Annotated in this window: 13 protein-coding genes; 8 read left to right on the top strand and 5 right to left on the bottom strand. The window is 69.1% G+C overall.

All coding sequences use genetic code 11. The features are described from left to right. The first annotated feature begins 97 nt into the window (after window positions 1-97). Window positions 98-2,437, top strand: coding sequence for a hypothetical protein (locus IFSED24_RS07390; protein ID WP_491334574.1), 2,340 nt, complete (start codon window positions 98-100; stop codon window positions 2,435-2,437). Between the two features lie 112 nt (window positions 2,438-2,549). Here IFSED24_RS07390 and IFSED24_RS07385 read toward each other — a convergent pair whose 3' ends face one another. Further along, a complete protein-coding gene (locus IFSED24_RS07385; RefSeq protein ID WP_491334076.1) occupies window positions 2,550-3,656 on the bottom strand; it encodes a hypothetical protein in 1,107 nt (368 codons plus the stop codon). A gap of 267 nt (window positions 3,657-3,923) precedes the next feature. Here IFSED24_RS07385 and IFSED24_RS07380 point away from each other — a divergent pair, with 267 nt between their 5' ends. Beyond that, the gene (locus IFSED24_RS07380; protein ID WP_491334573.1) at window positions 3,924-5,063 is read left to right on the top strand and encodes a hypothetical protein; all 1,140 of its coding nucleotides are present in this window, start codon (window positions 3,924-3,926) and stop codon (window positions 5,061-5,063) included. Window positions 5,064-5,143: 80 nt separating this feature from the next. On the opposite strand, the gene IFSED24_RS07375 is transcribed toward IFSED24_RS07380, so the two are convergent. After that, complete coding sequence (locus IFSED24_RS07375) at window positions 5,144-6,970, bottom strand: aconitase/3-isopropylmalate dehydratase large subunit family protein (RefSeq protein ID WP_491334572.1); 1,827 nt, start codon at window positions 6,968-6,970, stop codon at window positions 5,144-5,146. Further along, complete coding sequence (locus tag IFSED24_RS07370; protein ID WP_491334571.1) at window positions 6,967-7,776, bottom strand: enoyl-CoA hydratase/isomerase family protein; 810 nt, start codon at window positions 7,774-7,776, stop codon at window positions 6,967-6,969. The genes IFSED24_RS07375 and IFSED24_RS07370 overlap by 4 nt, the downstream gene beginning before the upstream one ends. A gap of 127 nt (window positions 7,777-7,903) precedes the next feature. Between IFSED24_RS07370 and IFSED24_RS07365 the strand changes: the two genes are divergently transcribed. From IFSED24_RS07365 to IFSED24_RS07340, 6 genes are all read left to right on the top strand, one after another. Beyond that, window positions 7,904-8,815, top strand: coding sequence for a TIGR01777 family oxidoreductase (locus IFSED24_RS07365; RefSeq protein ID WP_491334570.1), 912 nt, complete (start codon window positions 7,904-7,906; stop codon window positions 8,813-8,815). Window positions 8,816-8,941: 126 nt separating this feature from the next. Continuing rightward, window positions 8,942-10,315: a type I glutamate--ammonia ligase gene (glnA, locus tag IFSED24_RS07360; protein ID WP_491334569.1), complete on the top strand. Its 1,374-nt coding sequence runs from the start codon at window positions 8,942-8,944 to the stop codon at window positions 10,313-10,315. Window positions 10,316-10,362: 47 nt separating this feature from the next. Then, on the top strand, window positions 10,363-10,755 hold the full coding sequence (locus IFSED24_RS07355) for a secondary thiamine-phosphate synthase enzyme YjbQ (RefSeq protein ID WP_491334568.1): 393 nt from the start codon (window positions 10,363-10,365) through the stop codon (window positions 10,753-10,755). Window positions 10,756-10,826: 71 nt separating this feature from the next. Continuing rightward, on the top strand, window positions 10,827-11,711 hold the full coding sequence (locus IFSED24_RS07350; protein ID WP_491334567.1) for a universal stress protein: 885 nt from the start codon (window positions 10,827-10,829) through the stop codon (window positions 11,709-11,711). Beyond that, window positions 11,708-12,238: an SRPBCC family protein gene (locus tag IFSED24_RS07345; protein ID WP_491334566.1), complete on the top strand. Its 531-nt coding sequence runs from the start codon at window positions 11,708-11,710 to the stop codon at window positions 12,236-12,238. The genes IFSED24_RS07350 and IFSED24_RS07345 overlap by 4 nt, the downstream gene beginning before the upstream one ends. Beyond that, complete coding sequence (locus IFSED24_RS07340; protein WP_491334565.1) at window positions 12,235-12,804, top strand: cytochrome c oxidase subunit 3; 570 nt, start codon at window positions 12,235-12,237, stop codon at window positions 12,802-12,804. The genes IFSED24_RS07345 and IFSED24_RS07340 overlap by 4 nt, the downstream gene beginning before the upstream one ends. Before the next feature lies 1 nt (window position 12,805). On the opposite strand, the gene arfB is transcribed toward IFSED24_RS07340, so the two are convergent. Together arfB and IFSED24_RS07330 are read right to left on the bottom strand one after the other, a co-directional pair. Then, the gene (gene arfB / locus IFSED24_RS07335) at window positions 12,806-13,240 is read right to left on the bottom strand and encodes an alternative ribosome rescue aminoacyl-tRNA hydrolase ArfB (protein WP_491334564.1); all 435 of its coding nucleotides are present in this window, start codon (window positions 13,238-13,240) and stop codon (window positions 12,806-12,808) included. A 1-nt stretch (window position 13,241) separates the two neighbouring features. Then, window positions 13,242-14,273: a polysaccharide deacetylase family protein gene (locus tag IFSED24_RS07330; RefSeq protein WP_491334563.1), complete on the bottom strand. Its 1,032-nt coding sequence runs from the start codon at window positions 14,271-14,273 to the stop codon at window positions 13,242-13,244.

The following is a 14,273-nucleotide window of genomic DNA, read 5'->3' as shown; positions in this document are numbered from 1 at the left end:
CGAGGTCGCACGGCTGCTATGATGCGGCCGGCCGCGCAGGACCGTGGCCGCCGCCAGGAGGATTCGAGATGAGCGAACGCGAACGGCCCGCCCACCCATGATCGACCGGGGACACCTGACCGCGGCGGTGGCCACCATCGTGGGGCACGACCCCACGGCGGCCAGGCCGTTGCGCGAGCTGCTGGCCACGGGCCGGCTGGCACCGGTGCCTGACGCCGAGTCGCCCCGATTCCAGATCGACGGCGAGGTGGTGCACGTGCGGCGCCACCAGTGGATCCACCAGGGCGAGCCGGCGCTGGTGGAGCGGCTGCTCCTGGCCTTCGGCCAGTGGCGCGCGCGGCAGGGGAACCACGAGGAGAACGCTGACGAAGCGGGCGACCATCTGCGCCGCCGAGCACGGCAGGCCGGGCTCATCGATCTGCTCGATTTCCGGCTGGCCGAGGCCGAGACCACGCTGCGGGCCCGGGTCGAGGCCGATCCCGGTGACGGCGACGCGGCCGCCAGGCTGACCCTGGTCGAGGACCTGCGCATCGAGTTCCCCGACGAAGCCCTGCCCTGGAACCCCGCCCACCACGACGTCTTCTTCAAGGGCGTGGTCGACGTGGACACCGCGGCGCTGATGTGCCGCTTCCCCTTCACACGCGACGGCCTGCTCCAGGTGGCCGACCGCAACCTCGAGTTCTTCAACCTGAAGTTCGTCCTCGACGTGCTCCTGCGTGGCGAGAACCGCAACCTGTTCGCCTGCGTGGTGCACGGTCGGCTGGCCGGACTGATGCTGGTGCGGCCGGTCGTGGAGTACGGGCGCCGCGAACTGGAGGTGCAGTGGCTGGCCACGGCGCGCGGCGGACCCACCGGCCGGCCCGCGCGCGGCGAGTGGGTGCACCGCGGTGCGGGCGCCATGCTCCTGGCCGGCGCCTGGCTGCTCTGGAAGCTGTACGAACCGCGCCTCGGCGGCCTCGTGGTGCAGTCCGAGCCGACGGCGGTGGACTTCTACGAATCGCTGGGCTTCGTGCACGCGCGGCCCCACGTCTTCCACCTCGATGATCCGCGGGGGCATTTCCTGCGCAACATCGTGGCCATGGCCAACCGGGTCGAGCAGCTGCCCGTCGAGGTTCAGCGCGAGATCAGCTTCCTGGTGCGCCGCCAGGCCAAGGCGCTCATCGCGGCCGAGGTTTCCAATCCCTATCCCCAGCCCGACACCGAGGCCCGCCGCCTGGCCGGCGCCTTCTTCTTCGAGGAATGCTTCCGCGCGAGCCGGAGCCGGCCCTGGGCCGGGGAGGCGGCGGCGGTGCTGGTGGAAAGGGGCCAGAATCTGCCGTGGGGAGAGGAGCTCCTGCGCTGCGCCCACGAGTACGGACTGGTCCAGCCGCGCGGCGTGCCCGAGCCACGCAAGCCGCTGCTGCTGGTGATCGACGATCGCTTCGGCGGCCACCTCGAGAAGATCACCAGCTACGAGAGCGGCAAGCGCCTCCGCGCGCTGCTCACCGTGCTCGAGGATCCCGAGCTCGAGGATCGCTGGCGCAAGCTGCCGCCACGCCAGGCCACGGTCGAGGAGCTCATGCTGGTGCACACCCACGACCACGTCGTGCGGACGGTGGGCGCCATGGGGCCGACCACGCAGCCCGACGGCCACGCCGTGGCCGAGACCGTCAAGGTCCAGGACACGGCGCTCTTCGCGGTGGGCGGTCTGCTCGAGCTCCTGGATTCGTTGATGGCGGGGCGCTGCGACCGCGGCTTCGCGCTGGTGCGTCCGCCGGGACATCATGCCGAGCCGGACCAGGCCATGGGCTTCTGTTTCTACAACAACGCCGCCATCGGAGCCCGGCATCTGCAGCAGGCCTACGGGCTCGAGCGGATCCTGCTGCTGGACGTGGACGCGCACCACGGCAACGGGACCCAGAAGGTTTTCTGGCAGGATCCGGGCGTGCTCTACGTCTCGATCCATCGCGCGGGCGCCTACCCCTGGACCGGCGCCGCCGAGGAGGTTGGCGAGGGGGCCGGCCGCGGATTCACCGTGAACGTGCCCATCGACCGCCGCGTGGGAGACCGCGACTACGCCCGCATCCTCACCGGCCTGATCGACCCCATCGCCCGCCAGTACCGACCCCAGCTGCTGCTCGTCAGCTGCGGTTTCGATCTGCATCACCAGGATCCGCTGGGCCAGCTCTCGCTCACTGCCGAGGGTTATGGCCTGATCACCGACGTGGTGGTTCGCCTGGCCCAGGACCTGTGCGGCGGCAAGCTGGCCTACGTGCTGGAGGGCGGCTACAGCGTGGCGGGGATCAAGGATGCCGGTAGCCGGGTGATCCGCCGGCTGGCGGGCCTCGACGTGCTGTCGTCCAAGGACCTCGATCGCCTGCGCCAATCCGGTCTGGAAGGCGTGCCGGGACTCAAGAAGGTGGTCCGCATCCAGCGCGAGTTCTGGCAACTGGATTGAGGGTCCGACCCACCTCCGGAACTCGGCACGCGCCAGGGGACCATCTTGCTCATGGTGTGTGTTATTCCGCGAAGAATGTTCCCACCCCCCAAGTGAATTAGCGGCAACCACTTCACACCGCGTACGTCAAGTCATGCCGCCTGTTGATCTTCAGCGCCCGCGTCACCACCTCCTGCCAGTAGTACCGCCGCCACCGCACCGGCAACCCCACCTGATCCACGAATAATCGCCTGCCCAACACCTCCCCCACCGTCAACCGTCGACGACACACACCCAGCAGCTGCGCTGGCGTTTGCCCACAACCCCGCACACGCTTCGTCTTCACGTAGTTCTTCACCACCAGGAAGATCGACAGCTTGTAAGCCGCACTGTTCCGACGCTTCGTGTAAGCGATCGTCTCCCGCTTGTGCTCCGCCTCACCATGGCGGATCAGCAGATCCAGCAGGTTGATCTCGAACAGCTTGTTGATCCGGTTGCGGACCTCCTTCGAACTGGTCACGATATGGCGGATCCGGCAGCTAAGAGCCCGCAACGCCCTGGGATATGCCTTGTGCTCGTCGCTGTGGATGGTCATCGCACTCGCGCCCTCGGTCAGGTATTCCAGCAGCTCCTGCATGTCCTTACGCACGGCCTGCGGGTCTGGCCTGCCGCGGACCTGCTCGTAGACGGCGCGCCGCTCCTTCTGCTTCGGGGTCATCGTGCCCGACCGGCGTACCTCGCTGTCGGTGAAGTAGGGGAAGAAGGCGGTCTCCCTGTCCACGGCGACGTGGAAATGGAACGGGTGGAACTGGCTGTGCTCGAAGGAAACGAAGCCGTCGATGGCCAGGTCCTTGAAGACAGGCCTGTTCTGCATCATCCGGGTGTGGAAGAGCAGGGCATGCCGACCGAGACGGTAGATCTGGCGGTCGATGGTCGAGGGCGCAACGCCGAGGTCGAAGGCGATCTGGCTGTTGCAGGCGCCGCCGGTGACCTTGGTGGGCAGTTGGTCGAGGATGTCGGGCCGCTTGAGCCAGTAGGTGGTGCTGAAGGTCTGTGAACTGAAGGTGACGCCGCAGGCTTTGCAGCGGAACCTGCGGATACGGTTTGGGGGCACCTTTCGCCGGTAGTAGCCGGAGCGTTTCCAGCGCCATCCTTTGTTCAAGGGGTTGTGGAAGTGGCACTTGCGCGAGGGGCAGTGGGGTGGGACCCACGCGGGATTGTACAGATCGTGATTTTCCATGCAGAGGAAACTGCAAGGATGGGGCCGGCAACATTTTGCGCGGAATAACTCATTGCTCCGGATTCACCCAGTCCACGGCGAGAATGACCACCTGATTTCAGGAGTGGTCAATCTTCGGCCAGAGAGATTCTAGACGTCGGAATGGCGTTTTACAGGCTCTCCAGGCCATTCGATCAGAAAAATCCTACCAGCGGTCCAGAACTTGCAATCAGCTGACTCATCGTATGGAGGGGAAGTCGTGAACGGTTCCATAACTGGAGGTTGGACATGCGGATCGGTTTCATGAACGGAGTCATGCGCGTCGCGTCGTGCCTCGTGCTCGGGCTCGTACTGTTGTCGCTGCCCGCGGTGGCCGGCGAGGTCACCAGCTCGGTCGATACGAAGATCTGGGGCCGGGCCATCTTCAACACGCACTACGATACGGCGATCCTGTCCCAGGATTTCATGTCCTACATCACCGATGACAGCCAGGAGCAGTGGAGCTTCAACCCGCGCGACACGCGCCTGGGCTTCTCGGCCGGGCAGACCCAGGACAACTGGGCCTACCGGGCGGTCTTCGAGATGGACTTCTACGGCAGCAACGCCAGCAACAACCTGCTGCCGCGCCTGCGGCTGGGCTTCGTCGAGGCCAAGAACGACCAGGGCCTGACCATCCGCGGCGGCCAGGACTGGGTGCCCGTGGCCCAGCAGAATCCCGGCACCATCGACTTCGGCGTGATGTCGTGGTCGGGCAACCTCTGGTGGCGCGTGCCCCAGCTCACCCTGCGCTACAAGCCCAAGAACCTGGAGTTCCTGGTCAGCGCCATGAAGCATCGCGTGTCCAACGACCAGGAGCAGCAGGAGAAGATGCCCTGGATCCTCGGCCGGGTCGGTGCTTCCGACCTGCTGGGCGAGGGCAGCCTGCTCGCCATCGGCGGCGGTTTCCGCTCGGTCACCGTGTCGGAGAACGACTACTCGCCCTACATGGCGGCCGTGGAGCTGAAGATGCCCTTCGGCGAGAGCGGCATCGCGCTCAACGGCGAGTTCTACGTGGGGCAGGGCGTGGGCCGCGAGTACGTGCACTACGGCTTCGACTACAATGCCTCGCATCCCGACGGCGCCACCGAGATCCAATCGCAGGGCGGCTTCGCGAGCCTGAAGGTCCCCGCCAACCCCAAGATCGAGTTCAATGCGGGCTACGGGTTCGACGATCCCAAGGACGAGGACATGGAGGGCATCGACGCGGCCTACCTGAAGAATCAGTCCATGTTCCTGAACTTCAAGCACAAGATCACCAAGCAATTCGGCTGGGGCCTGGAAGTCATCCACTTCATCACGACCGTGGGCGACGACGAGGCCGAGGCGGCCGACGCCACCAAGGACCTCACCGGCGAACGCTTCACCACCTCGATGTGGTTCGTCTTCTAGCCTCATCCGACAGCGCTGACGACGAAGGGGCCCGGCGCCATGCCGGGCCCCTCGCTCGTCTGGTGCGCGGGCGGTGGTGATCAGGCCAGCAGTCCGCCCCGCTGGTAGATCTCCAGCTGCACCTCGCTGAACCGCTCGCCGCGCGCCTCGCCGCCGTCCCAGGTGATCAGGCCGGTGGCCATGTCGACGGTGATCTCCTGACCGTTCTCGAGGCCTGCTGCGAGCAGGTCGGCGATCATCACCGGCATGCCGGCGTTGATGGCGTTGCGTTCGTAGATGGCGCCGTAGCTGCGCGCGATGAGCAGCGAAACGCCCAGCGCCTTGAAGCAGTCCACGGCCTGCTGTCGCGATGAGCCGCAGCCGAAATTACCGCCCGTGACCACGATGTCGCCGGGCTGCACCTTGCGCGGGAAGTCCTCCCAGCCGGGCAGGTTGCCGAAGGTGTGCGGCCCCATCTCGGCGAGGTCGGTGATGGCCAGGTGGCGGTTGTGGAAGATCATGTCGGTATCGATGTTGTCCTCGCCCACCAGCCAGACGCGCCCGGTCACGGTGGTGGGCTTGTCGCCCGCGGCCTGCCTGGCGGCCGCGGCGGTGGCCGTACCCGTGGCCACGGCGGCTTCGTACGGAGCCACCGGCTCGGGAATGCGATCGGCGCGGCAGATCACCCCGGCCAGTGCGGTGGCGGCGCAGGTGGCGGGGCTGGCCAGGTAGACCTCGCCCTTGCCCTGCTTGCCCGCGAAGTTGCGGTTGCCGCTGGAGACGGTGACCTCGCCCGGACCGTTCTGGCCGATCTGGCCCGCGGCGCAGCCGGCGCAGCCCGCGTTGCCGATCAGCGCTCCGGCCTGCAGCAGGTCCTCGATGAGGCCCTCGTCCAGCGCCCGGGCCCAGATCTTCCGGGTGGCCGGCACCACCTTGAGCACCACGTCGGGAGCGATGCGCTTGCCGCGCAGGACGTCGGCGGCGGCGCGCAGGTCCTCGAGCCGGCCGTTGGTGCAGGAGCCGATGAAGATCGAGTCCACCCGGCGGCCTGCGACCTCGTCCACGGCCACCGCGTCGTCGGGATGGCCCGGCCGGGCGATCATGGGGGCGAGGCCTTCGATGTCGATCTCGATGGTCTCGACGTACCGGGCGTCATCGTCGGCCGCGATGGCGTCCCAGTCGCGCCCGCTGGCCTCGCGGCAGAACTCCAGCACCGCGCGGTTGGGCGTGAAGAGGATGATGATGCCACCCATCTCGGTGGCCATGGAGGCGATGGTCACGCGGTCGGCCACGTCGAGCGAGTCGACCACGTCGCCGCAGACCTCGGCGGCGCAACCCAGCAAGCCGGCGGCACCGAGTTCGGCGGCCATCTTCAGCGTGATGTCCTTGGCCGTGGCAGCCGGGCCGGGTCGGCCCTTGAGGATGACCTTCTTGGTGGGCGGCACCTTGAACCAGACCTTGCCGTGGGCCCACGCCGCGGCGATGTCCTGGTCGCCCATACCCTGCCCGAAGGCGCCCACGGCGCCCATGATGTTGGCGTGGCTGTCGGTGGAGACGAAGGTGGCGCCGGGGCCCACGAGGCCGTCCTCGATGGCCAGGTGCGTGCCGATGCCCTTGTCGATGTCGCGCAGTGCGACCCCGGTCTCGCGGGCGAAGCTGCGGCAGAGCTGCTGGTTGGCGGCATAGCCCTGGTCGCTGCCGCCCGGGTTGCAGTCGAAGGTGAAGACGGTCTTGGTGGGGTCGGCCACGGAGAGGCCGGCCGCCTGGAGGTTCTTGACCACGTTGGCGCCGCCGAAGTCGCGTGCCGCGCGCACGTCGATGGTCACGTCGGCGATCTCGCCGGCCGTGACCGGACCGGCGGCATGGTTGCTGAGGATCTTCTCGATGAGGGTCTGGCCCACGTCCTGCCTCCCGAAAGGATGTGTCATGAATCGTCTTCCGGCGCGGTGGGCGCGTGGAAGACCGGGGTGCGGTTATCCTGCCAGGCCTTGAGGCACTCGGCGGATTCCTGGCTGTCCCAGCACTGCTGCTGGGCCTCGAACTCGAAGCTGAGCATGCTGACCAGGTCGAACTGGCCCGACTGCTGGGTGGCGAGCTTGGTCAGCCGCAGCAGCGGCTGGGGCAGTTGCGCGAGGCGCTGGAGCAGGCTCTCGATCACCTCGTCCCACTGGGTGTCGGGGATCACCCGGTCGACCAGGCCGGCGAAGTAGGCCTCGCTGGCCGACAGCGTCCGTCCCGACCAGAGGAACTCCAGCGCGCGGCCCGGCCCGAGCACCCGGGGCAGCGTGTAGGTCAGGCCCCATTCGGGCATCAGCCCGGCGGTCATGTCGGGCGCGGTGAAGCTGGCGGTGCTGCCTGCCAGGCGGACGTCGCCGGTCATGTAGAAGCCCAGTCCGATGGCCCGGATATCGCCCCTGGTCGCCATGATCACCGGCTTGGTGGACTCCTGGCAGAGGTTGACCATGCGCTGCGCCACTTCGAGGCCCGCGGCCACGGTCGCGAAACCGCCGCTCTGGCCGGCGTCCTTGCTCAGGTTGTAGAGGTCGGGCTGCAGATCGAAGGCATGGTCGCCGTCGCTGACCAGGATGGCGCGCACGGCAGCGTCCTCCTGCAGGCGGAGCATGAGATCGATGAACTCGTCGCACAGCTCGCTCAGCAGGGGATTGCCGGAGCCCAGGAAGGTGACGCGGGCGGCGCCGTCGCGAATATCGCAGTCGAGGTGTTCGTACTGCATGTCTGGGTCCTTTCGGATCGGGTTTCCCCGGCAAACATAACGCCTGGACGCGGACGGGCCAACTTCCTCTGACGCCGGTGGACAGCCGCCCGTGGCGGGGTTACTGTGGCCAGGCGAAGGAGGCTCCATGCAGGTCCTGTTCACTGGTGGCACCGGCCTGATCGGCCGGGCGCTGATTCCCGAATTGCTGGCCCGTGGCGACGAGGTCGTGGTGGTGACGCGCGATCCCGCCAGCGCGGGCATGCGGCTCCGCGACGAGGTCGAGCTGCTCGAGGCCGACCCCGCGGTGGCCGGCCCCTGGCTCGACCGGGCGCTCACCGCCGACGCGGTGATCAACCTGGCGGGTGAGAGCGTGGCCGACGGGTTCTGGACCCGGGGCAAGCGGCGTCAGCTGCGGCGCAGCCGCCTGCGGCCCACCAGCCACCTCGCCGACGTGCTGCGCGACAGCGACCGCCCGTGCGTGCTGCTGAGCGCCTCGGCCACCGGCTACTACGGCGATGGCGGCGCGCGCGCCCTGGCCGAGGACGCCGAGCCGGGGCAGGACCACCTGGCCATGCTCTGCTACGAGTGGGAGCGCAACGCCCAGCGGGCCGAGCACGAGACCTGCCGGGTGGTATGCCTGCGCTTCGGGGTGATCCTCAGCCGGGACGGCGGAGCGCTGCAGAAGATGCTCCCGGCCTTCCGGCGCGGCCTGGGTGGACCGCTCGGCAGCGGCCGCCAGTACTTCCCCTGGATCCACATCCGCGACGTGGTGCGGGCCATGCTGTTCGCCCTGGACACGCCGGCGGTCCGCGGCTCGCTGAACCTCACCACTCCCGATCCGCCGCAGCAGATCGAGTTCGCCCGGGCGCTGGCGGCGGCCGTGGGCAAGTCGGCGCGGCTGCCCGCCCCGGCCTGGGCGCTGCGACTTCTCCTCGGCGGCCGCTCCCAGCTGCTGCTGCACAGCCAGCGCGCCGTGCCCAACCAGCTCAAGGCCCACGGCTTCCGCTGGGAGCTGGGCGAGCTGGACCGGGCGCTGGCCGACCTGGTGCCTGCCTGAGCCGGTCGCATCCGAACGAACATCGGATTTCCGTTGCCGCGGGGCGCCGCCTATATTTGGTCGGGCACGCCGCCGACGCCATCGTCGGCCTGGATTCGTCCTGTTTCACGCAGCGAGGTCCCGTCCATGGTGCCCGAGAAGTTCGCCCAGGTCCGTCAGGAAGCCGCCGCCAAGGGGATCGAGTTCGTCGACCTCAAGTCGCTCGACCTCAACGGCCGCCTGCATCACATCTCCTTGCCGTTCGACCGCTTCACTCCCGATAGCTGCACCGAGGGCATCGGCTTCGATGGCTCGAGCTACGGGTTCCTGAAGGTCGAGAACAGCGACATGGTGCTGATCCCGGACCTCGCCACCGCGGTGATCGACCCCTTCCGCGAGCGCCCCACGCTGCACATGTTCGCCTCGGCGCACCTCACCGACGACCAGCGCACGCCGTTTCACCAGGACGGTCGCCACATCGCGCGCAAGGCCGAGCGGGTCCTGGCGGCCACCGGCCTGGCCGACACCTCGCACTGGGGACCCGAGTACGAGTTCTACATCTTCGAGGAGGCCGAGTTCGCCTCCAACACCGCCGACAGCTTCTTCTCGGTGCAGAGCAACGAGCGCTTCCACGGCAACGCCTACCACGCGTGCAACCCCTTCGACCTGCACGACGACTTCCGCGACGAGGTCTGCCGGCTGATGAAGGCGTTCGGCATCCCGGTGCGCTACCACCACCACGAGGTGGGCGCCCACGGCCAGCACGAGATCGAGGGCTGGTTCGCCGACCTCCTGACCACCGGCGACCACGCGGTGCTGACCAAGTACATCCTGCACAACGCCGCCCACCGCCACGGCCTGCGCGTGACCTTCATGCCCAAGCCGCTCCACGAGAACGCGGGCAACGGCTTCCACCTGCACCAGTTCCTGACCCTGGACGGTGAGAACGTCTTCAACGACCCCGCGGGCTACGCCTGCCTCTCGCCGCTGGCGCTCCACTACGTGGGCGGGATCCTGGCCCACGCCGACGCGCTCTGCGCCTTCACCAACCCCAGCACCAACAGCTACAAGCGCCTGGTGCCGGGCTACGAGGCGCCCACGGTGCGCACCTTCGGCCGCAGCAACCGCGGCGCCGCGATCCGCATCCCCAGCTACGTCAACGATCCCCAGCTGCGCCGCATCGAGTACCGTCCGCCCGACTTCACCGGCAATCCCTACCTCTGCGCCGCCGCCATCCTCATGGCCGGCCTCGACGGGATCCTCAACGAGATCGATCCCATCGAGCGCGGCTGGCAGCCCGCCGACGCCCCGAGCCAGGACTCGCGCAAGGACGCCGAGTTTTTGCCACGCAGCCTCGACGATGCGCTGGACGCGCTGGAGGCCGACCACCAGTTCCTGTTGCACGGCGAGGTGTTCCCGGAGTCGCTGATCCGGCGCTGGCTCGAGATCAAGCGCGACGAGATCGGGCGCATCAACCAGCGTCCGCATCCTTACGAGTTCACCATGTATTTCGACCTCTAGCCGGGCCGGGGCGGTGGCCTCACCCTGAACCAACCCGAGGAGACGCCATGCAGACCCTCGACCTGCGCACCACCGCCCACGACCAGCTGATCGACATCACCCGGGACGTCGCCGCGGCCGCGGCGGCGCTCGGCGTCACCGACGGCACCGTCCTCGTCCACGTCCCGCACACCACCGCCGCGGTCACCGTCAACGAGGGTGCCGACCCCGACGTGGTCCGCGACCTCCTGCGCCGCCTCGACCAGCTCGCGCCGTGGTCCGACCCCGCCGACCGCCACGCCGAGGGCAACAGCGCGGCCCACCTCAAGAGCTCGCTGGTGGGCTGCAGCCAGCTCCTGCCGGTGCGCGGCGGCCGCCTGGTCCTGGGCACCTGGCAGACCGTCTGGTTCTGCGAGTTCGACGGCCCGCGGCAGCGCCGTGTCCAGGTGTTCGCCGGGTAGTTGCCGCCGCGTCGGGTCCTTCTTTTCTTGGGGGTGACGGCCGCACGCCGCGACCGCGGAAAGGAGGGGCCATGCTGCGCCTGAAGACCATCCTGGTCCCCACCGACCACACCCGCTGTGCCGATCAGGCCCTGGCCCAGGCCGCCGACCTCGCCCGACGCTCCGGGGCCATCCTCCATCTCTTGCACGTGGACACGCCGCCGGGCGCCCAGCACGCCGATCCCGACCTCCTGCATCAGCTCCGCACCACCCCTGCCGGCGAGGGCGTGACCATCGTGGAGGAACAACGGCGGGCCTTCAAGGCTGCCCCGGCCATCCTCGAGCACGCCGCCGAGATCGATGCCGACCTCATCGTCCTGGGCACCCACGAGCGCGGCGCGCTGGCCGCCTCGCTGGTGGGCCGGGTGGCGGTGGACGTGGTGCGCCACGCCGAGTGTCCGGTGATCACCGTCCGCGAGAGCATCCAGCCCCGACTCCTGGCCACCATGACCGACCTTTTGGTCCCGGTGGACTTCTCCGACTTCTGCCGGCGCGCGGTGCGCAAGGCGGCGATCCTCGCCCGTCAGGAACAGCTCAACCTGCATCTCTTGCACGTGGTGGACCTGCCCGTGCATCCATCGTTCTACGCCGCCGGCGTGGATACCGCGTTCGTGGTCGACCCCGACCTCCCCGTGCGTTGCCGCGACCAGCTCGCCGCCCTGGCCGTGGCCGAGGCGCCCGACGTGCCCGCCGCCCTGCACGTGCTGGAGGGCAACCCGGCCCAGGTCATCTGCGACTTCGCCGCCGAGCATGCCAGCGACCTCGTCTTCATCGCCACCCACGGCCTGACCGGGTTCCGCCGGTTCTTCCTGGGCAGCGTCACCGAGAAGGTGGTGCGGCACGCGCCGTGCCCCGTCTTCGTCATCAAGGCCTTCGGCAAGTCGTTGCTCGCCGTGGGCGAGGAGGCGCGCGCTTGACGTTCCGGATCACCCTCATGCTCGTGGTGCTGGCGGCCGGGGCGGCCCTGGCCGGCCAGTCGGTCCCCACCGGGTCCTTCGCGTTCTCGTTCGAGGTGGCGCTGCCCGGAACGCCCGAGGAGATGTACGAAGCGCTGACCGGGGACATCTCCGGCTGGTGGGACCACTCCATGAGCGGCGATCCGTACCGGCTGGAGATCGAGGCCCGGCCCGGGGGCCGCTTCCTCGAGATCTTCGACGAGAGCGGCGACGGGGTGGTCCACGCCACGGTCACCCACGCCGAGCGGGGCCGGACGCTGCGGCTGGAAGGACCGCTCGGCCTGGCGGGACACGCCATCACCATGGTCACCACCTACACGCTCGCGGCGGACACGGAGGGCGGCACGGTCCTCACGCTGGCCGTCCACGCCGCGGGCGAGATCCACGACGGCTGGGCCGAGGTGGTCGAGAGCACGTGGCACCATTTCCTCGACGACCGCTTCGTGCCCTACGTCACCGCGGGCCTTCATCGACAGGAGTCGCCATGAACACGGGCAAGGAATTGACACGCGGCAGTCCGGCGACCCTGGGCATGCGCTTCTTCCTCCTGTCGCTCACCGTGCTCTTCGCGGCGAGCCTCCTCGGCTATATCGTCACCAGGATGCGTCTGGGCGATGCGGTCACCGTGACCGTGCCCCGCCTGCTCTGGGCGAGCACCGTGGCGCTGATCGCCGCGGGGATCCTGCTGGAGAGCGCCGCCAAGCGGCTGCGGCGCCTGGCGGTCGGTCCGGCCCGGGTCCTCTTGCGGGCCGCCGCACTGGCCGCCGTGCTCTTCTTCTGCCTGCAGGTGCCGGCGCTCGGTCAGCTCATCGCCGCCCACCCCGCCGCCAGCGCCCAGGGCAATCCGCTGCTGGGCTTCGTGTTCTTCCTCGTGCTGCTGCACGCGCTCCACGTGCTCGGCGGCCTGGCGGCGGTAGGGGTGCTGCTGCGCCGATCGTGGCGGCGGCCCCTGGTGCCGGACCTGGATGCGCTGGCGCTCACCACCACCGCGCAGTACTGGCATTTCCTGGACCTGGTCTGGCTGGTGATGTTCGGGGTCTTCCTGCTGAGCTGAATCAATCCTCGCTGGGACGCTGGCGCCGCCGCTTGACCTCGGCGCGCTGGCGCTTGCTCTTGAGCCGGTTCTCGCGGGCCGACCGTGGGGTCCGGGTGGCCCGGCGGGTGCGGGGACGATGGAGCGCGGCGCGCACCATGGCGGCGAGCCTGGCGCGGGCCTCCTCGCGGTTGCGGTGCTGGCTGCGGTGGGTCTCGCAGGCCACCAGGAGGTCGCCGTCGCGGGTCAGGCGTGCGGCGAGCATGGTCAAGAGGCGCGCGCGCTGCTCCTCGCCGAGGACCCGGCTCGCCGGCACGTTCCAGCGCAGCTGGACCCGGGTGTCGGACGTATTGACGTGCTGGCCACCGGGCCCGGAGGAGCGGCTGGTGGTGATCAGCAGCTCGTCACCGGGGATGACGAGGCCTGGCTGGATGGGCAGATCGTCCTGGCTGGACATGTCAGGGCTCCGTGCTGGCGAAGAGGTCGGCCAGATCCCGGGGGGTGGTCTTGGCCGTGAGGGTGAAGCGGCCGAGGTGCCAGGTGGGGCTGGCCGCAGTCACCGTGACCGGTCTCAGGCTCAAGGTACCCTCGAATCCGAGCGCTGCCGCCAGGCTGTCGAGGTCGCCGTGACCGAAGCCGTAGGGCCAGGCGAGCCAGCGGCAGGGCTGGCCACCGTGGCGCTGGATGAGGCGGCGGCTGAGCAGGAGATCGGCGCCGACAGGATCGTCCATCGTCTGGGGGTCGACAGCTACCCCGGGTAGCGTGGCGAGGTGGCGGCGCAAGTCGTCGAGGCGGGCCGGTTCCAGACGGTCGGGATTCCAGAAGACCGGCTGGCGGCCGCGGTCGGTCATGACCTTGAAGTGCAGGTCGTGGGTATGCGAGCCGAGGATGATGGTGCCCGAATCGGCCATCTCGCGCAGGTCGGCCCAGGAGCACACCCGGATGCCGCTCCAGTCCCTATCGACTCGACCGGTGGGCACGAAGAGGTGGGCGCGGACGCCGTACTCCTGCAACAGCGGCCAGGCCAGCTCGTGCACGCTGCGGTCGGCGTCGTCGATGGTCAGGACCACCGCGGGGTCGGGGAGCGCCTCGCCGCGGCGATGGCTGGCGGCGATGTCGTCGAGGGTCAGCACCGGGATGCCGGCCTGGCGGAAGTAGCGCAGGTGGCGTTCGAACTGGCCGATGGGCGTGGTCCAGAATTCCTGCGGTCCCAGGGTGGGCATGCCGAGGAGCACGGCGGCGACGACGCGGGCGAGGTAGCCGGCGTCGACATCGCGACGGAAGTAGTGGTAGCAGAGGACCCGCACGCCGGGACCGAGCTCGCCCAGCTGGTGGGCGGCGAGATCGGTGGGGTCGAGGTGGTAGCCGGGGCTGTGCTCGGCGGGGCCGGCCGTGAGGTGGCTACGGACGGTGAGCAGGCCTGCGACCGTTGCGGCGAGCAGGCCGGCCAGCAGCCAGGAGCGCGTGCGCCTGCCGGGCCGCCACCGCAT

The organism is Candidatus Latescibacter sp. IFSED24 (assembly GCF_058273205.1).
This window is presented reverse-complemented; position numbering and strand designations above follow the sequence as displayed.